This window comes from Streptomyces sp. NPDC107546 (assembly GCF_055639175.1).
Genome location: NZ_JBVKBA010000015.1, coordinates 150,234 through 173,201 on the forward strand (window position 1 = coordinate 150,234; position 22,968 = coordinate 173,201).

Consider the following 22,968-nt stretch of genomic DNA (forward strand, 5'->3'; position numbering starts at 1 on the left):
CGGAGGAAACAGCTATGTCGCGCATCGGCAAGCTCCCCATCGCGGTTCCCGCCGGCGTGGACGTCACCATCGACGGCCGTACGGTCTCGGTCAAGGGCCCCAAGGGCGAACTGACCCACACCGTTGCAGCGCCGATCGACATCGCCAAGGGCGAGGACGGCACCCTGCAGGTGACCCGCCCCAACGACGAGCGTCAGAACAAGGCCCTCCACGGCCTGTCCCGCACGCTGGTGGCGAACATGATCACCGGCGTGACCCAGGGTTACGTGAAGAAGCTCGAGATCAGCGGTGTCGGTTACCGCGTGACGGCCAAGGGCTCGAACCTCGAGTTCGCGCTCGGCTACAGCCACCCGATCACCGTCGAGGCGCCCGAGGGCATCACCTTCAAGGTGGAGACCCCGACCCGCTTCTCGGTCGAGGGCATCGACAAGCAGAAGGTCGGCGAGGTTGCGGCCAACATCCGCAAGCTGCGCAAGCCCGACCCGTACAAGGCCAAGGGCGTCAAGTACGAGGGCGAAGTCATCCGCCGCAAGGTCGGAAAGGCGGGTAAGTAAGCCATGGCATACGGGCAGAAGATCCTCAAGGGCGACGCCTACAAGCGCGCTGCGATCAAGCGCCGTCACATCCGGATCCGCAAGCGGATCTCCGGTACGGCGGAGCGTCCCCGTCTGGTCGTGACCCGCTCGAACCGCCACATCGTGGCGCAGGTGATCGACGACCTCAAGGGCCACACCCTGGCTTCGGCGTCCACGCTGGACACGTCGATCCGCGGTGGCGAGGGCGACAAGTCCGCGCAGGCCAAGCAGGTCGGCGCCCTGGTCGCCGAGCGTGCCAAGGCCGCCGGTGTCGAGGCCGTCGTGTTCGACCGTGGTGGCAACCAGTACGCCGGGCGCATCGCCGCTCTGGCGGACGCCGCCCGCGAAGCCGGGCTCAAGTTCTGAGCCTGCCGTAGCTAGCGGAGACAGAGAGAGGTAATTCCAATGGCTGGACCCCAGCGCCGCGGTGGCGGTGCCGGTGGCGGCGAGCGGCGGGACCGGAAGGGCCGTGACGGCGGCGCAGCTGCCGCCGAGAAGACCGCGTACGTTGAGCGCGTCGTCGCGATCAACCGCGTCGCCAAGGTTGTGAAGGGTGGTCGTCGCTTCAGCTTCACCGCGCTGGTCGTGGTGGGCGACGGTGACGGCACCGTGGGTGTCGGATACGGCAAGGCCAAGGAGGTGCCGGCCGCCATCGCCAAGGGCGTTGAGGAGGCCAAGAAGCACTTCTTCAAGGTCCCCCGGATCCAGGGCACCATCCCGCACCCGATCCAGGGTGAGAAGGCTGCCGGCGTCGTGCTGCTCAAGCCCGCCTCGCCCGGTACCGGTGTTATCGCCGGTGGTCCGGTGCGTGCCGTGCTCGAGTGCGCCGGTATCCACGACGTGCTGTCGAAGTCGCTCGGCTCCGACAACGCGATCAACATCGTGCACGCGACCGTGGCGGCCCTGAAGGGCCTGCAGCGTCCCGAGGAGATCGCGGCCCGCCGCGGTCTGCCGCTCGAGGACGTCGCCCCCGCGGCCCTGCTGCGTGCGCGTGCCGGGGCGGGTGCGTAATCATGGCGCAGCTCAAGATCACGCAGGTCAAGTCCTACATCGGCAGCAAGCAGAACCACCGCGACACCCTGCGTTCCCTGGGCCTCAAGCGCCTGGGTGACGTGGTCGTCAAGGAGGACCGCCCCGAGTTCCGCGGCATGGTGCACACCGTCCGCCACCTCGTGACGGTCGAGGAGGTCGACTGATCATGGCGGAGCAGAACCCGCTCAAGGTCCACAACCTCCGTCCCGCCCCGGGCGCCAAGACCGCCAAGACCCGTGTCGGTCGTGGTGAGGCGTCGAAGGGTAAGACGGCCGGTCGTGGTACCAAGGGCACGAAGGCCCGTTACCAGGTTCCGGAGCGCTTCGAGGGTGGCCAGATGCCGCTGCACATGCGCCTCCCGAAGCTGAAGGGCTTCAAGAACCCGTTCAAGACCGAGTACCAGGTCGTGAACCTCGACAAGCTGGCCGCGCTCTACCCCGAGGGTGGCGAGGTCACCGTCGAGGGTCTGGTGGCCAAGGGCGCCGTTCGCAAGAACGCGCTCGTCAAGGTGCTCGGCCAGGGCGAGATCTCCGTGGCGCTGCAGGTGACGGTCGACGCCGTCTCCGGCTCCGCCAAGGAGAAGATCACCGCCGCCGGCGGTACCGTCACCGAGCTCGTCTGAAACTTTCGGGCGTCTCGATGACCTGAACGATCCCGACCGGGGATACCTCACACAGGGGTATCCCCGGTCGGTCGTTCCAAGGGAGGCAGTCTCGCCGGTATGGTGGCCTGCACTGCCCAGTTTCACCGGGTGTCGCGGTTCGGGCACCCGGGGCGGCAGTCGACCGTTACGTATGTCGTTGTTGTCCTTGTTCAGTCGGAAACTCAGACCGTCACCCTTGACGCAGTTGCGCGGGGGTCGCAGGAGGCACCGTGCTCACCGCGTTCGCCCGGGCGTTCAGGACGCCCGACCTGCGCAAGAAGCTGCTCTTCACGCTCGGGATCATCGTGCTCTACCGGGTCGGTACGCACATCCCGATCCCCGGCGTCGACTACAAGAGCGTTCAGACCTGTATCGACGTGGCCAAGGGACAGCAGGGCCTGTTCGGTCTGGTCAACATGTTCAGCGGCGGCGCGCTGCTGCAGATCACGGTTTTTGCGCTGGGCATCATGCCGTACATCACGGCGAGCATCATTCTCCAGCTACTGACCGTGGTCATCCCGCGCCTCGAGGCCCTGAAGAAGGAGGGCCAGGCGGGAACGACGAAGATCACTCAGTACACCCGTTACCTGACGGTGGCGCTGGCGATCCTCCAGGGCACCGGTCTGGTGGCCACCGCCCGCAGCGGCGCCCTGTTCTCGGGTTGCCCGGTGGCGTCCTCGATCGTGCCCGACCAGTCGATCTTCACCACCATCACGATGGTCATCTGCATGACCGCCGGTACCGCCGTCGTCATGTGGCTCGGCGAGCTGATCACCGACCGCGGTATCGGCAACGGCATGTCCATCCTCATGTTCATCTCGATCGCCGCGACCTTCCCGTCCGCGCTGTGGGCGATCAAGAAGCAGGGCACCCTGGCCGGCGGCTGGATCGAGTTCGGCACGGTCATCCTGGTCGGCCTGGTCATGGTCGGCCTGGTGGTCTTCGTCGAGCAGGCCCAGCGGCGCATCCCCGTGCAGTACGCCAAGCGGATGATCGGCCGCCGCTCCTACGGCGGCACGTCCACGTACATCCCGCTCAAGGTCAACCAGGCGGGTGTGATTCCCGTCATCTTCGCGTCGTCGCTGCTCTACATCCCGGCGCTGATCGCGCAGTTCGCCGGGGGCAACTCCGGGTGGAAGTCCTGGATCCAGCAGAACCTGACCAAGGGTGACCACCCGATCTACATCACCCTTTACTTCCTGCTGATCGTGTTCTTCGCGTTCTTCTACGTGGCGATCTCGTTCAACCCCGAGGAAGTCGCGGACAACATGAAGAAGTATGGTGGCTTCATCCCGGGCATCCGGGCCGGTCGGCCCACCGCTGAGTACCTGTCGTACGTACTCAACCGGATCACCTGGCCGGGTTCGCTGTACCTGGGTCTGATCGCTCTCGTGCCGACAATGGCGTTGGTGGGCTTCGGGGCGAGCCAGAACTTCCCGTTCGGTGGCACCAGCATCCTGATCATTGTGGGTGTCGGCCTCGAGACGGTGAAGCAGATCGAGAGCCAGCTCCAGCAGCGCAATTACGAAGGGTTCCTCCGCTGATGCGAATCGTGCTCGTCGGGCCGCCCGGTGCCGGCAAGGGGACGCAGGCCGCGTTCCTCGCCAAGAACCTGTCGATCCCGCACATCTCCACGGGCGACCTGTTCCGCGCCAACATCAGCCGGCAGACGGAGCTCGGGAAACTCGCGAAGTCCTACATGGACGCGGGCAACCTGGTGCCCGACGAGGTCACCATCGCGATGGCCAAGGACCGCATGGAGCAGCAGGACGCCCAGGGCGGCTTCCTCCTGGACGGCTTCCCGCGCAACGTCTCGCAGGCCGAGGCGCTCGACGACATGCTCGATGCCGAGGGCATGAAGCTGGACGGGGTGCTCGACCTGGAGGTCCCGGAGGACGAGGTCGTCAAGCGCATCGCGGGCCGCCGCGTGTGCCGCAACGACTCGTCGCACGTGTTCCACGTGTCGTACAAGACGCCGAAGCAGGAAGGCGTGTGCGACGTCTGCGGCGGGGAGCTGTACCAGCGGGACGACGACTCCGAGGAGACGGTCCGCAAGCGGCTCGAGGTCTACCACACACAGACCGAGCCGATCATCGACTACTACAAGGCTCAGGGCCTGGTGGTCACGATCTCGGCCCTCGGCAAGGTGGAAGAGGTCACGGCACGCGCGATGGAGGCGCTCCAGCAGAAGGTGGGCGACAGGTAGTCGCTCCCGCCCGGCGCTTCACGGCCGCGGTCCCCTGACGGGGGCCGCGGCCGTCGTGTGGGGTGCCGCTGCTTCCGGGGCGCGCCCCCGGACGCGGGTGCCGCACGTCCAGCCCGTCCTGAACCGCCGGACGGGCTGGACGTGCGGCCCCGTATCTTTGTTGGTGTCCGTCTCTCCCCGGTCCAGAAAGGCCGCAGCCCCCATGGTGCAGATCAAGACCCGCGAGCAGATCGCCAAGATGCGTGAGGCGGGGCTGGTCGTCGCCGCCGTGCACGCGGCCACGCGCGAGGCGGCCGTGCCGGGCGCCACGACGAAGGACCTGGACGAGGTCGCCCGCAAGGTGCTGGCCGAGCACGGGGCGAAGTCGAACTTCCTGGGGTACGGCGGCTTCCCGGCGACCATCTGCACCTCGGTGAACGACGTCGTCGTCCACGGCATCCCCTCCGACGAGGTGGTCCTCAAGGACGGCGACATCATCTCCATCGATGCCGGCGCGATCGTGGACGGCTGGCACGGCGACGCCGCGTTCACCGCGTTCGTGGGGTCCGGCCACGCCCCGGAGCTCATCGAGCTGTCCCGGGTGACCGAGGAGTCCATGTGGGCCGGCATCGCTGCGGTGAAGCAGGGCAACCGCCTCGTCGACGTCTCCCGGGCCATCGAGACGTACATCCGCCGGCAGCCGAAGCCGGGCGGCGGACGGTACGGGATCATCGAGGACTACGGCGGTCACGGCATCGGCACCGAGATGCACATGGACCCGCACCTGCTGAACTATGTCGACCGGCGCCGTGGCAAGGGCCCGAAGCTGGTCCCCGGTTTCTGCCTGGCGATCGAGCCGATGGTGTCGCTCGGCACCCCGAAGACCGAGGTCCTGTCGGACGACTGGACGGTCATCACGACGGACGGCACGTGGTCGTCCCACTGGGAGCACTCGGTCGCCCTCACGGAGGAGGGCCCCCTGGTGCTGACGGCTCCCGACGGGGGCAGGGCGAAGCTCGCCGAGCACGGGGTCACGGCGGCGCCGGATCCGCTCGCCTGACGCCGGTCAAGGAACGGTCCCCCCGTGCATAGCGATCACCCCGATGGGGCAGACTTTCGCGATTCGTCTTTCCGGGTGCGCTGACGTAGACTGACTCGTCGGCTCTTGTGCACCCGCATGTCCGCATGCACGCGTAAGGCGCACCAGGAGTCGATCAAGGTAGTCGATTCGAAGGGCGAAGCGTGGCCAAGAAGCAAGGTGCCATCGAGATCGAGGGCACTGTCGTCGAGTCTCTTCCGAACGCCATGTTCAAGGTCGAGCTCCAGAACGGCCACCAGGTCCTGGCACACATCAGCGGCAAGATGCGTATGCACTACATCCGCATCCTCCCTGACGACCGGGTCGTGGTGGAGCTGTCTCCGTACGACCTGACGCGTGGCCGGATCGTCTACCGCTACAAGTAGATCTTGCCCACGTCCCGCGTGAGCGGGGCCGCCGGCAACTGACCCGGAGAACCTCACATCCCATGAAGGTCAAGCCGAGCGTCAAGAAGATCTGCGACAAGTGCAGGGTGATCCGCCGTCACGGCCGGGTCATGGTCATCTGCGAGAACCCGCGCCACAAGCAGCGCCAGGGCTGACGCACGACCGACCGCACCCTCTGCACCGCTATCGCAGAGTTTCGCGCGACGCGAGCTGAATTTGTTCATACGCAGGGCCCAAGCCGCTTGAGGCGGTTTGACACCCCCGGTTCGGAGGCCGGGGACCCAGTTCGTACCTGATACGGCGGCTGGGAACCGGTCCTGTGGAAGACCTCCGAAGATCACCAGGAGCCATTGAATGGCACGCGTTTCCGGTGTCGACATCCCGCGCGAAAAGCGCGTGGAGATCGCCCTCACCTACGTGTTCGGCATCGGCCGGACGCTCTCGAAGGAGACGCTGGCTGCGACCGGCGTCGACCCGAACACCCGTGTTCGCGACCTGACCGAAGAGCAGCTGGTCGCGATCCGCGAGTACGTCGACAACAACATCAAGACCGAGGGTGACCTCCGTCGCGAGATCCAGGCCGACATCCGCCGCAAGGTCGAGATCGGCACCTACCAGGGTCTGCGTCACCGCCGTGGTCTGCCCGTCCGCGGTCAGCGCACCAGCACCAACGCCCGTACCCGCAAGGGCCCGCGTCGCGCCATCGCCGGCAAGAAGAAGCCGGGCAAGAAGTAGTCCGCAGCGGACACCTGTCCACGGTCTTCGCTGTAGGACCGACCACCTCCCGTAGGAGTTAAAGGATGCCCCCCAAGGGACGTCAGGGCGCTGCCAAGAAGGTGCGCCGCAAGGAAAAGAAGAACGTCGCTCACGGCCACGCGCACATCAAGAGCACGTTCAACAACACCATCGTTTCGATCACCGACCCGTCCGGCAACGTGATCTCCTGGGCCTCCGCCGGCCACGTCGGCTTCAAGGGCTCCCGGAAGTCCACGCCGTTCGCCGCGCAGATGGCCGCCGAGTCGGCCGCCCGCCGCGCCCAGGAGCACGGCATGCGCAAGGTCGACGTGTTCGTCAAGGGCCCGGGCTCCGGTCGTGAGACCGCGATCCGCTCCCTGCAGGCCACGGGCCTCGAGGTCGGCTCCATCCAGGACGTCACCCCGACCCCGCACAACGGCTGCCGCCCGCCGAAGCGCCGCCGCGTCTGAGGCAGGGTCCGGCTTCAAGGATTCGGGCGGTACGGTCCCGGTTCGGGTCGTACCGCCCGTACCCTTGCAGTACCCGCACCCCTCCGGGTGCGGTGTGGTCGGGCGTCATATAGCGGGCGCCCCCGACTGAAGGATCTGATCCACACATGCTGATCGCTCAGCGTCCCTCGTTGACCGAAGAGGTCGTCGACGAGTTCCGCTCCCGGTTCGTGATCGAGCCGCTGGAGCCGGGCTTCGGCTACACCCTCGGCAACTCCCTCCGCCGTACGCTGCTGTCGTCGATCCCCGGCGCTGCTGTCACCAGCATCCGCATCGACGGCGTCCTGCACGAGTTCACCACCGTGCCGGGCGTCAAGGAGGACGTCACCGACCTGATCCTCAACATCAAGCAGCTGGTCGTCTCCTCGGAGCACGACGAGCCGGTCGTGATGTACCTGCGCAAGCAGGGCCCGGGTCTGGTCACCGCCGCAGACATCGCGCCCCCGGCCGGTGTCGAGGTGCACAACCCCGACCTGGTCCTCGCCACGCTCAACGGCAAGGGCAAGCTGGAGATGGAGCTGACGGTCGAGCGCGGCCGCGGTTACGTCTCCGCCGTGCAGAACAAGCAGGTGGGCCAGGAGATCGGCCGTATCCCGGTCGACTCCATCTACTCGCCGGTGCTGAAGGTCACGTACAAGGTCGAGGCCACGCGTGTCGAGCAGCGCACCGACTTCGACAAGCTGATCGTCGACGTCGAGACCAAGCAGGCGATGCGTCCGCGTGACGCCATGGCCTCCGCCGGTAAGACGCTGGTCGAGCTGTTCGGGCTCGCCCGCGAGCTGAACATCGACGCCGAGGGCATCGACATGGGTCCGTCCCCGACGGACGCCGCCCTTGCGGCCGACCTGGCGCTGCCGATCGAGGAGCTGGAGCTCACCGTTCGGTCGTACAACTGCCTCAAGCGTGAGGGCATCCACTCCGTGGGTGAGCTTGTCGCGCGCTCCGAGGCGGACCTCCTCGACATTCGTAACTTCGGTGCGAAGTCGATCGACGAGGTCAAGGCGAAGCTGGCCGGCATGGGCCTGGCGCTCAAGGACAGCCCGCCCGGATTCGACCCGACCGCGGCCGCGGACGCCTTTGGTGCGGACGACGACGCGGACGCCGGTTTCGTCGAGACCGAGCAGTACTAGGCGTTCCGCGAGGACGCCGGATTTTGACTGCGGGACCGTTGTGGCTGGTCGCGCAGTTCCCCGCGCCCCTCTGGGGCGCGGGTCTCCGACAGGCGACCGCCTGCTCGGATACTGACCCCGGTACCTGACACGGCCGGGGCAGACACCTAGGAGAAACACGATGCCGAAGCCCACCAAGGGTGCCCGTCTGGGCGGCAGTGCCGCGCACGAGAAGCACATCCTCGCGAACCTCGCGAAGTCGCTGTTCGAGCACGGTCGTATCACCACCACCGAGGCGAAGGCCCGCCGCCTGCGCCCGTACGCCGAGCGTCTGATCACCAAGGCGAAGAAGGGCGACCTTCACAACCGCCGTCAGGTGCTCCAGGTCATCACGGACAAGAGCATCGTCCACACGCTCTTCACCGAGATCGGCCCGCGCTACGAGAACCGTCCGGGTGGTTACACCCGCATCACCAAGATCGGTAACCGCCGTGGCGACAACGCGCCCATGGCCGTCATCGAGCTGGTCGAGGCGCTGACGGTGCAGCAGAAGGCGGTCGGCGAGGCCGAGGCGGCGACCAAGCGTGCCGTCAAGGAGTCCGAGGCCAAGGCCGAGGAGACCGAGGCCGACGAGGCCACCGAGGCGCCGGCCGAGGAGGCCGCTGCCGAGGAGTCCAAGGACGCCTGAGGTTCCAGCGCGCGCTGAGCGGGTCCGCCCTTGCCGGGCGGACCCGCTTTCGCGTACCTGAGAGGATTCCCACGTGAGCGACGAAGTACAGCCCGGTTACGTCCGCGTCCGCCTCGACCTGTCCTATGACGGCACCGAGTTCCACGGATGGGCCAAGCAGGCCGGCGGCAGGCGGACCGTGCAGGGGGAGATCGAGGACGCCCTGCGCACCGTCACCCGCTCCCCGGAGACGTACGAGCTGACCGTCGCCGGACGGACCGACGCCGGGGTGCACGCCCGGGGGCAGGTCGCCCATGTCGATCTGCCGCTCCAGGTGTGGGGCGAGCACCGCGGGAAGCTGCTCAAGCGGCTCGCCGGCCGGCTGCCCAAGGACGTCAGGGTGTGGGCCCTGCGCGAGGCCCCGAGTGGCTTCAACGCCCGCTTCTCCGCGATCTGGCGGCGTTACGCCTACCGGGTCACCGACAATCCCGGCGGCGTCGATCCGCTGCTGCGCCACCACGTCCTGTGGCACGACTGGCCCCTGGACGTCGACGCCATGAACGAGGCGGCCCGCGGGCTGCTCGGGGAGCACGACTTCGCCGCGTACTGCAAGCGGCGGGAGGGCGCGACGACCATCCGTACGCTGCAGGAGCTGAGCCTGGAGCGGGGCGCGGACGGCATCATCGCCGCCACCGTCCGGGCCGACGCGTTCTGCCACAACATGGTGCGCTCGCTCATCGGCGCCCTGCTCTTCGTCGGCGACGGCCACCGGCCGCCCGACTGGCCCGCCAAGGTGCTGGCCGCCGGTGTACGCGACTCGGCGGTGCATGTCGTACGACCGCACGGGCTGACGCTGGAGGAGGTCGGCTACCCGGCCGACGAGTTGCTGGCGGCGCGGAACAGGGAAGCGCGAAACAGGCGGACGTTGCCCCTCCGGACCGGCTGCGAAACCTGCTAGTAACGCAGAGTTTCAACAGGCATATCGCCCATGTCGGCACTCACTGGGCGGAAGTAACTTTGCTGCCCCTTACATATGTCTTACTACTCGGTTACTCTTGCGCCACTCGGCCAATGATTCGAATGGGGACGCCGAGTATGGGTGGGGTACCGGGCCGGTGCGGCCCTGGGGGTTTCTTTCATGAGTAGTGCAGTGCGCGCTGACGCGCGCACGTCTCAGCGTCGCAGGCGCAGGAGGGTGGCCGAGAGCCACGGGCTCCTGCCGCAGCCGCCGGACGAAACAGAGAAGTATTCGTACACCCGCAGGCATCTGTGGATGCTGACGATCGGTTCGCTGATCAGCTTCGCGTGCCTCGCGGTGAGCCAGGCCCTGTTCACGGCATCGAGCCCGTGGTTCTGGCTGACGATGCCGCTGCTCGCCTTCGTCGTCGCCGACTACCTGATCTCGCTGTACCTCGACGGGCTCAGCAAGGACTTCGACATCAAGGCGCACAAGCAGTTGGTGCGCGACTGGCGGCCCACCGTGTACCCCAGCGTCGACGTCTTCCTGCCGGTGTGCGGCGAGCCGTTGGAGGTGCTGCACAACACCTGGGTCAATGTGAACCGGCTGGCCGGCACCTACAAGGGCGTCGTCAGCGTCTACGTCCTCGACGACGGTGACGACGCCGAGGTGGGCGCGATGGCGCACGACTTCGGCTTCCACTACGTGGTGCGGCCCAACCGCGGCTGGTTCAAGAAGGCCGGCAACCTGCACCACGCCTTCGGGATCACGGGCGGCGACCACATCCTCATCCTCGACGCGGACTTCGCTCCGCGCGCCGACCTGCTCGACGAGCTGCTGCCGTACATGGACGCCGACGACAAGATCGGCATCGTGCAGTCGCCGCAGTTCTTCCGGATCACCGACCGGCAGAACTGGATCGAGCGGGGGGCCGGCGCCGTCCAGGAGCAGTTCTACCGCTCGGTGCAGACCTCGCGTGAGGACAAGGACGGATCGATCTGCGTCGGCTCGTGCGCGGTGTACCGGCGCGCCGCCCTGGCCCAGATCGGCGGTATCACGCTGATCGAGCACTCCGAGGACATGTACACCGGTTTCGACCTGCGGGCGCTGGGCTGGAAGCTGCGCTACGTGCCGGTCGCGCTGTCGGTGGGCGTCTGCCCGGACACGGCGGGTGCCTTCCACAACCAGCAGTACCGCTGGTGCATGGGCTCGCTGGAGCTGATCACCGGCAAGCGGTTCTGGGAGCTGGACCTGAAGTTCACGACACGCCTGTGTTACATCTCCGGCTTCCTGTACTACATCCAGACGGCTCTTGCGACCTTCATCACGCCGATCATCCCGCTCTCGCTGATGATCCTGCGTCCCGACCTGCTGCGCGCGGAGGCCGCCCTGTGGGTGCTGCCCAGCGTGGCCTATGTGACGCTGCTGCTGCCCTTGTGGCACCGGGCGCCGTACCGCCTCGAGGCCTGGGCGGTGCGCCTGATGTACGGCTGGTCGCACGTCTTCGCCGTGTGGGACGTGCTGCGCGGCCGCCCGATGGGCTGGAAGCCGACGGGCTCGCAGGGCGCCAAGAAGAACGGCATGCGCAGGTACTGGGTCGGCATGATCGGATGGACCGGCGGCACCGCCGTGCTGTGGGTGATCGTGGCCGGCTGGCGCATGCTCACCGAATATCCGCCGGACTTCGCGCTGATGCTGTCCGCCGGCCTCTTCTACGCCGTCGTCGTCGCACGCGTGCTCGTCCAGCCCCGGGAGCGCACCGCGTGAGCCGACAGATCCGCGCGCTGGCCGCCCTGCTCATCGCCTGCGCGCTCCTTGCGGGCTGCAGCACCTTCTCCGACACGGGTCGGCAGCAGTACGAGCAAGCCCAGGGCAAGGACCCGGCCGGCAGCGAGCCGTCCGGGTCGGGGACCGTGAAGCCCGAGCCGCCGTACGACGTACGGCCGCTGCTCGCGCCGGCGAAGAAGTACCTCGGCGTGGCCGCCGAAGGGGCCCCTGCCAGCATGAAGAACATCACGGACTTCGCGAAGGCGGCCGGCAAGCAGCCCAATCTGATCGAGTTCTACTCCGCATGGGGCGATCAGTACGAAGCGCGCCTGGTGCGTAGCTCCTGGGACTACGGGGCGCTGGCCTTCATCGCCTGGGAACCCTTCAAGTCGTCGCTGAAGGCGATCGCGTCCGGCAAGGACGACGCATACATCCGTGAGTACGCGAGCGCCGTCAAGGACCTCAACCTGCCGGTGGCGATCAGCTTCGCGCACGAGATGAACGGCTTCTGGTACCCGTGGGGAACGAAGAAGGCCACCGCGGCGGAGTTCACCTCGGCCTTCCGGCACGTCCACGACGTCTTCGACGAGGTGGGTGCCACCCAGGTCATCTGGGTGTGGAGCCCGAACGTGGTCAACCCGATGCCCAAGGTGAAGCTGAAGCCGTACTGGCCGGGTGAGAACTACGTCGACTGGGTCGGCGTCATCGGCTACTACGCCAAGACCGGACCGTCCACCTTCCGCACGCTCTACGGGCCGACCTTCGACCAGGTCCGGGCCTTCACCAAGAAACCGGTGATCATCGCGGAGACGGCCGCCGAGGCGGGGGACCGCAAACCCGCCGACATCACCGATCTCTTCCAGGGCACGGCCGCGCACGACGACGTGATCGGCTTCGTCTGGTTCAACTTCAACAAGGAAACGGACTGGCGCATCAGCAGCGGACCTCTGTCGGAGCGAACGTTCCGTCGGCAGGCGGCCAGTAACCGTTTCGGATTCGACGTGACGAAGTCATGAGCAGCAGACAGCCGCCTGGCCCGTGGGCGGAGGAGCAGGCGTACGGGCACCTCGGCGCCTACCAGGGACAGGAATACGGCGGACAGACCTACGGGCCGGAGGCCCATGGGCACGAGGCTGACGGATACGCCCCCTATCAGCGGGAGTTCGCACAGCAGTCCGGTGCGCCCCATACGTACGAGTGGTCCCAGCAGCAGGCGGCGCACCCGGGGACCGCGCAGACCGCCGACGCCTATCCGCCGTACTACGACGCCTACGACCCCTACGCGGAGCCCGAACCCGAGCCGGCCGTGCAGCCGGCGGTGATCGTCGGCGAGGCCGAGCGGGCGCCGGGCTACACCCTGCCCGACGTCCAGGAGTCAGCCTGGGACGTGGACACCCGGCGCAGCAAGTTGCTCGGCCGCGTGGCTCTGCTCTTCCTGCTCCTGGTGCAGGCCGGGCTGTCGCTCAGGCTGAAGGGGACCGCGTTCCAGGACGAGGCCCTGTACATCGCGTCCGGCCACTACGAACTCGACAACCTGTTGCACGGCACCAAGCTGCCGGCGGACTTCGCGAGCTACTTCTCGGGCCACCCCAAGCTGTACCCCGTGCTGGCGGCGGCCGTGGACTCCACGTTCGGGCTGACCGGCGTCCGGATGGTGAGCCTCGGCTTCATGCTGGGCGCCACCGCGCTGCTGTACGCCCTGACGCGGCGGCTGTTCAACCTCCGGGCGGCGCTCGGTGCCGCCGCGTTGTTCTCCGTGGTGCAGTCCACGACGGTGCTCGGCAACTTCGCCACCTACGACGCCGCCGCGATCTTCCTGCTTGCGCTGGCGATGTACGCCGTTGTGCGCACCGACCGGATGCCCGCCGTGGCCGTCCTGCTGGCCGCGCCCCCGGCGGCGCTGGCCTTCGCCGTGAAGTACGCCTCCGGCCTGTACCTGCCCACGTTGGTGGCGCTGGCGATCGTCACCGCCCACCGGCACCGCAGTGTGAAGGCGGCCGGCCGCGGTGTGGTGCTGGGCGTCGGCATCGCGGCCCTCCTCGGCGCCGGATACGCCCTGTCCGGGCCGCTCGGCGGCATCACCTCCACCACCACCAATCGCGCGCACGGCTCGGACTCCGCATTCACGCTGCTGCAGCACAGCGCGGAGTGGGGCGGCCTGGTCTTTCTCGCGGCGCTGGGCGGCTCGATCGCCTACGCGCTGCGCGGCCGCATGGGCGAGATGCCCTGGATCGAGGGAGTCACCCCGGGACGCTGGCGCCGCGCCGCACTCGGGGCGCTGCTCACCGGGACGGCGCTGCTGGCCCCGGCCTACCAGATCCACCTGCACACCCAGGTGTCCCTCTTCAAGCACGTCGGCTTCGGCCTGCTCTTCGCCGCCCCCATGGCGGGACTGGGCATGGCCCGCCTGATAGGCCCGCATTTCCGGCACCCGCAGCTCGGGATCATGCTGTACGTCCTCACGCTGGTGTTCGGCATGGTGCAGGCCCAGCAGTCGTACAGCTTCCCGGACTCCTCGCAGATGACCGCGTACCTGCGCACGATGGTCGACCACAAGGGCCGCTATCTGGCCGAGGAGCAGGAGGTGCCCGCGTACTACCTGCGGGACGTCACCGGCTGGAAGCAGTGGCAGAACACCTACTTCATGGACTACCGGGACAAGACCGGCAAGCAGTACACCGGCCCCGACGCCTACCGGCAGGCGGTGCGCGACGGCTGGTTCGACGTGATCGTGATGCACGGCAACGTGACCCCCGATACGTACCGGGCGGTTCAGGCGGGGCTGAAGGGCAATACGCACTACCGCCTGACCGCCGTGTTCCCGTACACGACGAGCAGCGGCGAGAGCGCCTACCGGGTCTGGGTCAAGCGATGAGCAGCGATACGACGACCGACTACGCCCCCGCCGGGCACGAGGAACCCGTCCCCGGCGGCCGTAAGGCCCGTCGGGAGACCGAACGGACCGACGGCCCCGGCGGCGGCCGCCTCACGGCCGCCCTGGTGTTCCTCGTCCCCACCGCCGCCGCGCTGGCCGTGATCCTCCGCGGAATCGGGGTGCGGCAACTGTGGCGCGACGAGCACGCCACATGGTGGGCGGCCACGCTCTCCTTCCAGGAGCTGAGCCATCTGATCCGCACGATCGACGTGGTCTTCACGCCGTACTACGTGCTGATGCACGCGTGGATCGCCGTCGCCGGCGACTCGCCGACCGCCATGCGCCTGCCGGAGGCCGTCGCGATGGCATGCTCGGCCGGGCTGCTCGCACTGCTCGGACGGCGACTGTTCACCACGCAGACGGGCGTGCTGGCGGGACTGGCGTTCGCGGTCGTGCCCACGGTGACGCGCTACGGGCAGGAGATCCGCCCCTACGCCTTCGCCGTGGCCGCCGTGCTGCTGTCGACGCTTCTGCTGGCCCGGGCCCTGGACCAGCCGTCCTTCAAGGTGTGGGTGGGCTACACACTGTCCGTGCCGCTGATCGGCTGGAGCCACCTGGCCTCCATGGCGGTGCTCGGGGCGCACCTGACGATGATCCTGATCGCACGGCGCTCGGGGGACAAGATCGCGGGCTGGGCGTACGCGGCGGCAGGCACCCTCGGCCTGTGCTTCGTCTTCCCGGCGGCCCTCCAGGGCTCGGGGCAGAGCGGGCAGATCGCCTGGAACAACCCCGTCCGGAAGGACCTGCTGGAGTTTCCGAAGAACCTGTTCGGATCCTGGGCGGTGGCGGTGCCGGTGGTGGCGCTCGGGCTGGTGGGCCTGTTCTTCGCCGGGAGGAGGGCGCTTCCGTTGGCCGTGTGGGTCGTGCTCCCGCCGTTGGCGACTTATGTGACGGCCTCGAAGCTCCACCTCTTCCTGCCGCGCTACCTGCTGTTCACCCTGCCGGCCTGGGTGCTCCTCGCGGCGGTCGCCGTGACCCGGCTGGCCGGTCCGGTCGCGGGCGCGAAGGCCGGGACGGGGGCGGCGGTGCGGCGGGGGTTCGGCTGGGTGCTGGCCGCGGGGGCCGTCGCCGGGCTCCTGTGGCAGGCGCTGCCGGGCATCCGGGAGACCCGACAGAACGCGCAGGGGGAGCCGGACTTCCGGGGCGCCGCCCGCATCATCAGGGCCGAGCAGCGCAAGGGCGACGGGATCGCCTTCAGCGGGGTGATGGCGGAACGCCGGGCCATGGCATACGAGTTGCGCGACGACCCCGGTCGGCCGCGTGACGTGCTCATGTACTGGACCCCGCAGGAGCTGGGCTCCTTCGGGGCGGCCGAGTGCCCGGTGCCGGCGCCGTGTCTGGCGAAGGCCAAGCGGCTGTGGCTGGTGTCGACCACGTACGACGGACAGCCGCTCAGCGGGATGCCGAAGCAGACAGCGGCCGCGGTCGAGAGCGGGTTCCGCGTGGTCAGGACCCGGAAGCTGACCAGCCTCCAGCTGGTGCTGCTGGAGCCCGTGAAGAAGGCCGCGGGCGACACCGGGGGCAAGGACGACGCGTCCCGGCGCAAGGTGCACGCCTGAGCCGCTCGAGGACTGGTCGGGAGGGGGTCCGCCGGACCCCCTCCGGACGTCCGGCTGCCGGCAACGGCACCCGGGTGGGGGCAAGCGCAACAAACCAGGGGATTTCCACGGAGGGGAAACGACATGACGTACGACCTGGGGGGTGCCCGCGTCACCGTGGTGATGCCCACCTACAACGAGGCGGCGAACCTGCCGCGGATGGCCGAGGCGGTGCTGGGGCTGCCGATCGAGGGGCTGCACCTGAAGATCGTGGACGACTCCAGCCCGGACGGCACCGGGCGGATCGCCGAGGAGCTGGCCGAGAAGTACAACTGGGACGGCCGGTGGCGGATGAGCGTGCTGCACCGCACCGAGAAGGACGGGCTGGGGCGCGCGTACGTCGCGGGCATGAGCGCCGCGCTCGCCGAGGGCGCCGCGTACGTGGTCCAGATGGACGCCGACGGCAGCCACCCGGTGGAGGCGGTGCCGCGGATGCTCGGCACGGCCGTGGCCTCCGGGGTCGGCCTGGTGATCGGCAGCCGGTACGTCGAGGGCGGTGCGCTGGACGAGGAGTGGGGCAAGCACCGGGTGCTGCTGTCCCGCTTCGCCAACCGGTACGCCCGGACCGTGCTCGGCACCAAGATCCGGGACATCACCGCCGGCTTCAACCTGTGGTCCGCGCAGACCCTCCAGGACGTCGACCTGGCCACCCTGGACAGCGCCGGTTACAGCTTCCAGGTGGAGCTGAAGTTCAAGGCCGTCCGTGCCGGTCACAGCGCCGTCGAGATCCCGATCCGTTTCGAGGAGCGCATCGAGGGCGTGTCCAAGATGAACCTCGCCACGCAGATCGAGTCGGCGCTCGTGCCGCTGCGACTGCGGATGCGCAACCGACGGAGCTGACTTCACCATGAGCGGACGGCACGCGCTGCCCTCGCGGCTGGGGAACCTGTACCGCGAGATCGCGAAGTTCGGCCTGGTGGGGCTCTCGGGATTCGTGCTCAACCTCGCGGTCTTCAACCTCATCAGAGGTGTGGCCCACTGGCAGACGGTCAGGGCGAGTGTCGTCGCGACCGCTGTCGCCATCATGGGCAACTACCTCGGCCTCCGGTACTTCGCATACCGGGACCAAGGCCAGGAGGAGCGGAGCGGCCAGAAGAAGGAGCTGGGTCTCTTCCTCTTCTTCAGCGCGGTCGGCCTGGTCATCGAGAACTCGGTCCTCTACGTGACCACCTACGCGTTCGGCTGGGACAGCACGCTCGCCAACAACGTCTGCAAGTTCCTCGGCATCGGCATCGCGACCCTCTTCCGTTTCTGGTCCTACCGGACGTGGGTCTTCAAGACGGCCGGCAGCCGGCCGGACGACACCGCGGCGGTCTCCCATGGTGCTGCGCCCGCCTTCCACGCACCGCCGGCCGGGCCCGCCGAAACCTACTTGAGCTTCTCCGGGGAGAGGACATCATCATGAGCGAAGCCATTCTCCTCGTCGGCGGCAAGGGCACCCGGCTGCATCCGCTGTGCACCTACACCCCAAAGCCGCTGCTGCTCGTCGCGGGTGTGCCGCTGCTGACCCACCAGCTGGCCCGCGCCGCGGCGGCGGGGGTGACCCGGATCGTCTTCGCCACGTCCTACCTGGCGGAGCTGTTCGAGCGGGAGTACGGCGACGGTGCCGGACTGGGTCTGGAACTCGTGTACGTCACCGAGACCGAGCCCCTGGGCACGGGTGGCGCGATCCGCAACGCCGCCCGCCATCTGACCTGCGGCCCCGACGAACCGGTCCTGGTCTTCAACGGCGACATCCTCAGCGGTCTCGACATCCGGGGTCTCAGGGACGGTCACGTCGCCTCCGGCGCCGACGTCACCCTGCATCTGACCCGAGTCGCGGACCCGCGGGCCTACGGGCTGGTCCCCACCGACGAGCGCGGCAGGGTCGTGACGTTCCTGGAGAAGCCCGAGCGCCCCGAGGAGATCGTCACCGACCAGATCAACGCGGGCTGCTACGTCTTCACCCGCTCCGTCATCGACACCATCCCCGAGGGCCGGGTCGTCTCCGTCGAGCGGGAGACGTTCCCCGGCCTCCTGGCCTCGGGCGCCCTCCTGCGCGGCGTCGTCGACGAGACGTACTGGCTGGACCTCGGTACGCCCTCGGCCTTCGTCACCGGGTCCGCCGACCTGGTGCGCGGCCACGTGTCCTCACCGGCGCTCCCCGGCCCGACCGGGGACGCCCTGATCCTGCCGGGGGCGCGGGTCGACCCGCTGGCGGTGCTGACGGGAGGCACGGCGGTGTGCGACGGCGCCGTGGTGGAGGCGGGGGCCGTGGTGGAGGGCAGCGTCGTCCTGCCCGGGGCGCGGATCGGTCGGGACGCGCTGGTCCAGCGGTCCGTGGTGGGGCGCGACGCGGTCGTCGGCGAGTGCACGAGCGTCGTCGACGCGGTGGTCGGCGACCACGCGCACCTGGGACCGCACAACGAGGTCCCGGCGGGCGTGCGCGTCGACTGCGGCGTTCACCTGCCCGAGCGGGCGGTCCGCGTCTCGGTGCCCACCCACCTCGGCTGACGCCCGGCCCGGCACCGCCCGCCGAGCCCGCACCGGCGCGGCCACCCCGACCTGGGCGGCCGCGCGGGTGTCCGGCCTCAGCCGGGCCTTCCCGGCCGGGCCCCGCAGGTCGTGGGGCCGGTGGCGCCGTGGCGTCGTGGTGCCGGAACAGCCGGTCGGCTCGCGTGGGCCGCCGCCGGCCGGGCCGGTTCCCTCATCGGCCCGACGGCTTCACTCCGGCGGCGGTGCGCCTGGTCACCGGTTGGCCGCCGCCGACGCCTGGGCCTCGCCGCGGCGGCGGATCTGGCGGAACGCGAACTCGGCCAGGTCGTCGCCGGCCTGGAAGACCTTGGCGTCCTTGGTCGTCACGTCCTTGCCGCCCGTGAACCCGGCGAGCGTGAAGTACGCGTAGCGGCCGTAGGTGTTGGTCGTGGAGCGGCAGATGGCCGTACGGCAGAACGCGGGCACGCCCTGGCCGCTCAGCGACGCGATGATGCTCTTGTTGTCGGCCTCCTGCCTGGCCTGCGTGGCCTTGGCCGCGGTGTCGAACAGGGCCACGCCGACCGTGACCGCGACGCCGTCCTTGGTGTAGGTGGCGCGGATCAGGCGGGTGCAGCCGTTCCTGGTGAGCACCGCGGGCAGGGTACGGAGGGCGGCCGACGCGCAGTTCGTGGTGGAGGCCGTGGCGCCCTTCTTGTAGACGTTCGTGCCCATGCTCAGCTGGGTGCCGGGGAACAGCGTGTCCGCGCTGATCGGGGCCGTGTCCTTCTTCGCGCTGGATATGAAGTCCATCGGGTTCAGCGGCGGAGGGGCCGAGGTCGGCGCGAAGGACGGGGCGGCGTCGGCGCTCTCACTGGGGATGTTCGCGGTACTCGGCAGGGCGCCAGCCGGCCTGTTCGAGGGCCCGCTGCCGCCGTTCGCGGACACCACGGCCACGGCGACGGCGGCACCGACCCCGACCGTGGCCAGGGCACCGCCGACGATCATCAGCAGCCGGCGGCGCTTGTTGCGGGCCTCCGAGGCCTCGGCGAGCGCGGCCCAGTCCGGCGAACCGCTCTGACTGCCCCACTGGGGTTGCTGGGAACTCGGTTTCCAGGGATCCCACTGGGGCTCCCCCTGCCCATAACTCATGCGGCGCATCTTAGACGGGCCACGGGCACGCTTGTTCCCCTTCGGTAACCCCGGCAGCAACCGCACAGCCACCGGCCCCGTGGCGCAACAGCGGCGAAGCCCTCGTTTTGACCCTTCTCATGGGCGCCGTTATCCTGGCTGTTCGTTGTGTGTATTGGCTTGCTCATTCTCACGTGAGGGGCCCTTACACCGGTCCACCGGGCCGATGACCAGCGACCAGCACGCGGCTTGCGTCACCGCTGTGCGGTCAGGGCTGTCGTGATCGTCTTCGGTGACCTTGTCAGGAACCTCACTGAAGAAGCGAAGGCTACGAACCGTGCGTACGTACAGCCCCAAGCCCGGCGATGTGACGCGTCAGTGGCACGTCATTGACGCCCAGGACGTCGTCCTGGGCCGTCTGGCCACCACCGCTGCCACTCTCCTGCGTGGCAAGCACAAGCCCATCTACGCGCCCCACGTGGACGCCGGTGACTTCGTCATCATCATCAACGCGGACAAGGTCCACCTGTCCGGCAACAAGCGGACCCAGAAGATGGCGTACCGCCACTCCGGCTACCCGGGTGGTCTGCGCTCGATCCGCTACGACGACCTGCTGGCGAACAACCCCGAGAAGGCCATCGAGAAGGCCGTCAAGGGCATGCTCCCCAAGAACTCCCTGGGCCGTCAGATGCTCTCGAAGCTGAAGGTCTACAAGGGTGACCAGCACCCGCACGCTGCCCAGCAGCCGGTGCCGTTCGAGATCACCCAGGTCGCGCAGTAAGTCCGGCCACCCCCTAAGACTGAAGAGAATCTGAGGAGAATCGTGGCCGAGACCACTGCCGAGCAGCCGCTCGAAGAGCTTGACATCGACAGCTACACCACCGAGACCGAGGTCCCGCTGGAGGGTGAGTACACCTCCGAGTCCCTCGCCTCCCGGTTCGGTGAGCCCCAGCCGGCCGCCGGCCTGGGCCGCCGCAAGAACGCCATCGCCCGCGTCCGGATCGTCCCGGGCACCGGCAAGTGGAAGATCAACGGGCGCACGCTCGAGGACTACTTCCCGAACAAGGTGCACCAGCAGGAGGTCAACGAGCCCTTCAAGGTGCTCGAGCTCGAGGGCCGCTACGACGTCATCGCCCGTATCGCGGGTGGCGGCGTCTCCGGTCAGGCCGGTGCGCTCCGTCTCGGTGTCGCCCGCGCCCTGAACGAGGCGGACGTCGACAACAACCGCGGTCCGCTGAAGAAGGCCGGCTTCCTGCGCCGCGACGACCGTGCGGTCGAGCGCAAGAAGGCCGGTCTGAAGAAGGCCCGCAAGGCCCCGCAGTACAGCAAGCGCTAATCGCGTCCGCTGGTCACAGCGGGCGACCCCCTGCCTGCTGTGCGCATGCACGCATCGCCCCGGCAGCACGTTCCGTGCCGCCGGGGCGGTTCGTTTACGGGGGACGGTGCTTTATCACCGGCTTTTGGAGCTTATGGAGCAATCCCGACAGTCCCGGCGGGGGCTTCGGGGTAGCCATCACAGGACAGGGCCGCGGCGGCGTTGGCCGGTGGGGCGTAGCGTCCGTGGGACGTACGTCGGCGGACATGCGTCAGCGGAACAAGCGTCTGCGGCACATACGTCTGTGGCACATACGTCTGTGGCACATACGTCCACAGGATGTACGTTCGCGGGATTACGGCAGCGGGGTGACGCCGGCGGATGATGTCGGCGGGACGTACGTATTCCGCCCCTGTCCGGACACTCGGCAAGAGCCGCACATTCGCAGCAAGTTCGGAGGACACCACAGTGGGACGACTCTTCGGCACGGACGGCGTGCGCGGTGTAGCCAACGCGGATCTCACGGCCGAGATGGCGCTCGGCCTGTCCGTCGCGGCGGCGCACGTACTGGCCGAGGCGGGCACGTTCGAAGGCCACAAGCCGAAGGCGGTGGTCGGACGGGACCCGCGCGCGTCCGGGGAGTTCCTGGAGGCCGCCGTGGTCGCCGGTCTCGCCAGCGCCGGCGTGGACGTGCTGCGGGTCGGCGTGCTGCCCACCCCGGCCGTCGCGTATCTGACGGGCGCGCTCGGCGCGGACCTCGGCGTGATGCTCTCCGCCAGCCACAACGCCATGCCCGACAACGGCATCAAGTTCTTCGCGCGCGGCGGCCACAAGCTCGCCGACGAGCTGGAGGACAAGATCGAGGCCGTGTACGAGGAGCACCGTACCGGCGCCCCCTGGGACCGGCCCACCGGGGCCGGGGTCGGTCGGGTGACGTCGTACGCCGAGGGCCTCGACCAGTACGTGGCCCATCTCCTGGGCGTCCTGCCGAACCGTCTCGACGGGCTGAAGATCGTCCTCGACGAGGCGCACGGCGCCGCGTCCAGGGTCTCGCCCGAGGCGTTCACGCGCGCGGGCGCCGAGATCGTCACCATCGGCGCGGAGCCGGACGGCCTCAACATCAACGACGGCTGCGGCTCCACCCACCTGGACAAACTGAAGGCCGCCGTCGTCGAGCACGGCGCCGACCTCGGCATCGCGCACGACGGTGACGCCGACCGTTGCCTCGCCGTGGACCACACCGGCGAGGAGGTGGACGGCGACCAGATCCTCGCTGTGCTCGCGCTGGCGATGCGGGAACGCTGCACGCTGCGCTCCGACACCGTCGTAGCGACGGTCATGTCCAACCTGGGCTTCAAGCTGGCCATGGAGCGCGAGGGCATCCAGCTCGTGCAGACCGCGGTCGGCGACCGGTACGTGCTGGAGGAGATGAAGGAGAAGGACTACGCGCTCGGCGGCGAGCAGTCCGGCCACGTCATCATCCTCGACCACGCCACCACGGGTGACGGCACGCTGACCGGCCTGCTGCTGGCCGCGCGGGTCGCCCAGACCGGCCGTACACTGCGGGACCTGGCGTCCGTGATGGAGCGGCTGCCGCAGGTGCTGGTCAACGTGCCGGACGTCGACAGGTCCCGGGTCGGTTCGTCCCCGGACCTGGCCGCCGCCGTGACCGAGGCGGAGCGGGAGCTGGGCGCGACCGGGCGGGTGCTGCTGCGGCCCTCGGGCACCGAGCCCCTCGTACGGGTCATGGTCGAGGCCGCGGACATCGACCAGGCGCGGTCGGTGGCCGGACGGCTGGCGGACGCGGTGAAGTCGGCGCTCGGCTAGTGCCGTGCCGGGCGTCGCGAGCCGGTGAACCTTTCCGGCCACAGCA

The 22,968-nt window shown here is 68.7% G+C and carries 26 protein-coding genes; 25 read left to right on the forward strand and 1 reads right to left on the reverse strand.

The window, feature by feature from the left end:
• Positions 1-14: 14 nt before the first annotated feature.
• The 22 genes from rplF (at position 15) to manB (ending at position 18,691) form a co-directional block, all read left to right on the forward strand.
• Positions 15-554, forward strand: a complete 540-nt coding sequence (gene rplF / locus ACZ7L1_RS22905; RefSeq protein ID WP_200418830.1) for a 50S ribosomal protein L6 — start codon at positions 15-17, stop codon at positions 552-554.
• A gap of 3 nt (positions 555-557) precedes the next feature.
• Entirely contained in the window at positions 558-941 is a 384-nt protein-coding gene (rplR, locus tag ACZ7L1_RS22910; RefSeq protein ID WP_019980869.1) for a 50S ribosomal protein L18, read from the forward strand.
• A gap of 39 nt (positions 942-980) precedes the next feature.
• On the forward strand, positions 981-1,586 hold the full coding sequence (gene rpsE, locus ACZ7L1_RS22915; RefSeq protein WP_003992370.1) for a 30S ribosomal protein S5: 606 nt from the start codon (positions 981-983) through the stop codon (positions 1,584-1,586).
• A gap of 2 nt (positions 1,587-1,588) precedes the next feature.
• Complete coding sequence (rpmD, locus tag ACZ7L1_RS22920) at positions 1,589-1,771, forward strand: 50S ribosomal protein L30 (RefSeq protein WP_030174559.1); 183 nt, start codon at positions 1,589-1,591, stop codon at positions 1,769-1,771.
• A gap of 2 nt (positions 1,772-1,773) precedes the next feature.
• The gene (gene rplO / locus ACZ7L1_RS22925; protein WP_388992889.1) at positions 1,774-2,229 is read left to right on the forward strand and encodes a 50S ribosomal protein L15; all 456 of its coding nucleotides are present in this window, start codon (positions 1,774-1,776) and stop codon (positions 2,227-2,229) included.
• Positions 2,230-2,480: 251 nt separating this feature from the next.
• Positions 2,481-3,794, forward strand: a complete 1,314-nt coding sequence (gene secY, locus ACZ7L1_RS22930) for a preprotein translocase subunit SecY (RefSeq protein WP_200418831.1) — start codon at positions 2,481-2,483, stop codon at positions 3,792-3,794.
• Entirely contained in the window at positions 3,794-4,456 is a 663-nt protein-coding gene (locus tag ACZ7L1_RS22935; protein WP_471439678.1) for an adenylate kinase, read from the forward strand. The genes secY and ACZ7L1_RS22935 overlap by 1 nt, the downstream gene beginning before the upstream one ends.
• A 202-nt stretch (positions 4,457-4,658) precedes the next feature.
• Positions 4,659-5,495, forward strand: coding sequence for a type I methionyl aminopeptidase (map, locus tag ACZ7L1_RS22940; protein ID WP_471439680.1), 837 nt, complete (start codon positions 4,659-4,661; stop codon positions 5,493-5,495).
• Positions 5,496-5,677: 182 nt separating this feature from the next.
• The gene (gene infA, locus ACZ7L1_RS22945; protein WP_003948620.1) at positions 5,678-5,899 is read left to right on the forward strand and encodes a translation initiation factor IF-1; all 222 of its coding nucleotides are present in this window, start codon (positions 5,678-5,680) and stop codon (positions 5,897-5,899) included.
• A gap of 62 nt (positions 5,900-5,961) precedes the next feature.
• Positions 5,962-6,075, forward strand: a complete 114-nt coding sequence (rpmJ, locus tag ACZ7L1_RS22950) for a 50S ribosomal protein L36 (protein WP_003998809.1) — start codon at positions 5,962-5,964, stop codon at positions 6,073-6,075.
• Positions 6,076-6,274: 199 nt separating this feature from the next.
• Positions 6,275-6,655: a 30S ribosomal protein S13 gene (rpsM, locus tag ACZ7L1_RS22955; protein ID WP_067240336.1), complete on the forward strand. Its 381-nt coding sequence runs from the start codon at positions 6,275-6,277 to the stop codon at positions 6,653-6,655.
• A gap of 65 nt (positions 6,656-6,720) precedes the next feature.
• Positions 6,721-7,125 carry a 30S ribosomal protein S11 gene (rpsK, locus tag ACZ7L1_RS22960; RefSeq protein WP_003956432.1) on the forward strand — a complete coding sequence of 135 codons (405 nt, stop codon included), beginning with the start codon at positions 6,721-6,723 and terminating at the stop codon, positions 7,123-7,125.
• 146 nt (positions 7,126-7,271) lie between these two features.
• Positions 7,272-8,294 carry a DNA-directed RNA polymerase subunit alpha gene (locus ACZ7L1_RS22965; protein WP_003966937.1) on the forward strand — a complete coding sequence of 341 codons (1,023 nt, stop codon included), beginning with the start codon at positions 7,272-7,274 and terminating at the stop codon, positions 8,292-8,294.
• A gap of 160 nt (positions 8,295-8,454) precedes the next feature.
• On the forward strand, positions 8,455-8,961 hold the full coding sequence (gene rplQ, locus ACZ7L1_RS22970; protein ID WP_471439682.1) for a 50S ribosomal protein L17: 507 nt from the start codon (positions 8,455-8,457) through the stop codon (positions 8,959-8,961).
• 73 nt (positions 8,962-9,034) lie between these two features.
• Positions 9,035-9,898: a tRNA pseudouridine(38-40) synthase TruA gene (truA, locus tag ACZ7L1_RS22975; protein WP_471439684.1), complete on the forward strand. Its 864-nt coding sequence runs from the start codon at positions 9,035-9,037 to the stop codon at positions 9,896-9,898.
• 237 nt (positions 9,899-10,135) lie between these two features.
• The gene (locus tag ACZ7L1_RS22980) at positions 10,136-11,665 is read left to right on the forward strand and encodes a glycosyltransferase family 2 protein (RefSeq protein ID WP_471439686.1); all 1,530 of its coding nucleotides are present in this window, start codon (positions 10,136-10,138) and stop codon (positions 11,663-11,665) included.
• The gene (locus ACZ7L1_RS22985) at positions 11,662-12,681 is read left to right on the forward strand and encodes a glycoside hydrolase family 26 protein (protein WP_471439688.1); all 1,020 of its coding nucleotides are present in this window, start codon (positions 11,662-11,664) and stop codon (positions 12,679-12,681) included. The genes ACZ7L1_RS22980 and ACZ7L1_RS22985 overlap by 4 nt, the downstream gene beginning before the upstream one ends.
• Positions 12,678-14,540, forward strand: a complete 1,863-nt coding sequence (locus ACZ7L1_RS22990; RefSeq protein WP_471439690.1) for a glycosyltransferase family 39 protein — start codon at positions 12,678-12,680, stop codon at positions 14,538-14,540. The genes ACZ7L1_RS22985 and ACZ7L1_RS22990 overlap by 4 nt, the downstream gene beginning before the upstream one ends.
• Entirely contained in the window at positions 14,537-16,159 is a 1,623-nt protein-coding gene (locus ACZ7L1_RS22995) for a glycosyltransferase family 39 protein (protein ID WP_471439692.1), read from the forward strand. The genes ACZ7L1_RS22990 and ACZ7L1_RS22995 overlap by 4 nt, the downstream gene beginning before the upstream one ends.
• 123 nt (positions 16,160-16,282) lie before the next feature.
• Positions 16,283-17,038 carry a polyprenol monophosphomannose synthase gene (locus tag ACZ7L1_RS23000; RefSeq protein ID WP_471439694.1) on the forward strand — a complete coding sequence of 252 codons (756 nt, stop codon included), beginning with the start codon at positions 16,283-16,285 and terminating at the stop codon, positions 17,036-17,038.
• A gap of 7 nt (positions 17,039-17,045) precedes the next feature.
• Positions 17,046-17,603 carry a GtrA family protein gene (locus ACZ7L1_RS23005; RefSeq protein WP_471439696.1) on the forward strand — a complete coding sequence of 186 codons (558 nt, stop codon included), beginning with the start codon at positions 17,046-17,048 and terminating at the stop codon, positions 17,601-17,603.
• Complete coding sequence (manB, locus tag ACZ7L1_RS23010; protein WP_471439698.1) at positions 17,600-18,691, forward strand: mannose-1-phosphate guanylyltransferase; 1,092 nt, start codon at positions 17,600-17,602, stop codon at positions 18,689-18,691. The genes ACZ7L1_RS23005 and manB overlap by 4 nt, the downstream gene beginning before the upstream one ends.
• Before the next feature lie 234 nt (positions 18,692-18,925).
• Here manB and ACZ7L1_RS23015 read toward each other — a convergent pair whose 3' ends face one another.
• Positions 18,926-19,801: a hypothetical protein gene (locus tag ACZ7L1_RS23015; protein ID WP_471439699.1), complete on the reverse strand. Its 876-nt coding sequence runs from the start codon at positions 19,799-19,801 to the stop codon at positions 18,926-18,928.
• Positions 19,802-20,117: 316 nt separating this feature from the next.
• Here ACZ7L1_RS23015 and rplM point away from each other — a divergent pair, with 316 nt between their 5' ends.
• From rplM to glmM, 3 genes are all read left to right on the forward strand, one after another.
• Complete coding sequence (rplM, locus tag ACZ7L1_RS23020) at positions 20,118-20,561, forward strand: 50S ribosomal protein L13 (protein WP_200418844.1); 444 nt, start codon at positions 20,118-20,120, stop codon at positions 20,559-20,561.
• Between the two features lie 42 nt (positions 20,562-20,603).
• Entirely contained in the window at positions 20,604-21,116 is a 513-nt protein-coding gene (gene rpsI / locus ACZ7L1_RS23025) for a 30S ribosomal protein S9 (protein WP_103837531.1), read from the forward strand.
• Positions 21,117-21,563: 447 nt separating this feature from the next.
• A complete protein-coding gene (glmM, locus tag ACZ7L1_RS23030) occupies positions 21,564-22,922 on the forward strand; it encodes a phosphoglucosamine mutase (protein WP_471439701.1) in 1,359 nt (452 codons plus the stop codon).
• Positions 22,923-22,968 lie beyond the last annotated feature (46 nt).

What these genes read in the sequence shown, in the direction of transcription:
- rplF (WP_200418830.1), top strand. Translation starts at nt 15, where the DNA reads ATGTCGCGCATCGGCAAGCTCCCCATCGCGGTTCCCGCCGGCGTGGAC.
- rplR (WP_019980869.1), top strand. Translation starts at nt 558, where the DNA reads ATGGCATACGGGCAGAAGATCCTCAAGGGCGACGCCTACAAGCGCGCT.
- rpsE (WP_003992370.1), top strand. Translation starts at nt 981, where the DNA reads ATGGCTGGACCCCAGCGCCGCGGTGGCGGTGCCGGTGGCGGCGAGCGG.
- rpmD (WP_030174559.1), top strand. Translation starts at nt 1,589, where the DNA reads ATGGCGCAGCTCAAGATCACGCAGGTCAAGTCCTACATCGGCAGCAAG.
- rplO (WP_388992889.1), top strand. Translation starts at nt 1,774, where the DNA reads ATGGCGGAGCAGAACCCGCTCAAGGTCCACAACCTCCGTCCCGCCCCG.
- ACZ7L1_RS22935 (WP_471439678.1), top strand. Translation starts at nt 3,794, where the DNA reads ATGCGAATCGTGCTCGTCGGGCCGCCCGGTGCCGGCAAGGGGACGCAG.
- map (WP_471439680.1), top strand. Translation starts at nt 4,659, where the DNA reads ATGGTGCAGATCAAGACCCGCGAGCAGATCGCCAAGATGCGTGAGGCG.
- rpmJ (WP_003998809.1), top strand. Translation starts at nt 5,962, where the DNA reads ATGAAGGTCAAGCCGAGCGTCAAGAAGATCTGCGACAAGTGCAGGGTG.
- rpsM (WP_067240336.1), top strand. Translation starts at nt 6,275, where the DNA reads ATGGCACGCGTTTCCGGTGTCGACATCCCGCGCGAAAAGCGCGTGGAG.
- rpsK (WP_003956432.1), top strand. Translation starts at nt 6,721, where the DNA reads ATGCCCCCCAAGGGACGTCAGGGCGCTGCCAAGAAGGTGCGCCGCAAG.
- ACZ7L1_RS22965 (WP_003966937.1), top strand. Translation starts at nt 7,272, where the DNA reads ATGCTGATCGCTCAGCGTCCCTCGTTGACCGAAGAGGTCGTCGACGAG.
- rplQ (WP_471439682.1), top strand. Translation starts at nt 8,455, where the DNA reads ATGCCGAAGCCCACCAAGGGTGCCCGTCTGGGCGGCAGTGCCGCGCAC.
- ACZ7L1_RS22990 (WP_471439690.1), top strand. Translation starts at nt 12,678, where the DNA reads ATGAGCAGCAGACAGCCGCCTGGCCCGTGGGCGGAGGAGCAGGCGTAC.
- ACZ7L1_RS22995 (WP_471439692.1), top strand. Translation starts at nt 14,537, where the DNA reads ATGAGCAGCGATACGACGACCGACTACGCCCCCGCCGGGCACGAGGAA.
- ACZ7L1_RS23000 (WP_471439694.1), top strand. Translation starts at nt 16,283, where the DNA reads ATGACGTACGACCTGGGGGGTGCCCGCGTCACCGTGGTGATGCCCACC.
- ACZ7L1_RS23005 (WP_471439696.1), top strand. Translation starts at nt 17,046, where the DNA reads ATGAGCGGACGGCACGCGCTGCCCTCGCGGCTGGGGAACCTGTACCGC.
- manB (WP_471439698.1), top strand. Translation starts at nt 17,600, where the DNA reads ATGAGCGAAGCCATTCTCCTCGTCGGCGGCAAGGGCACCCGGCTGCAT.
- ACZ7L1_RS23015 (WP_471439699.1), bottom strand. Translation starts at nt 19,801, where the DNA reads ATGAGTTATGGGCAGGGGGAGCCCCAGTGGGATCCCTGGAAACCGAGT.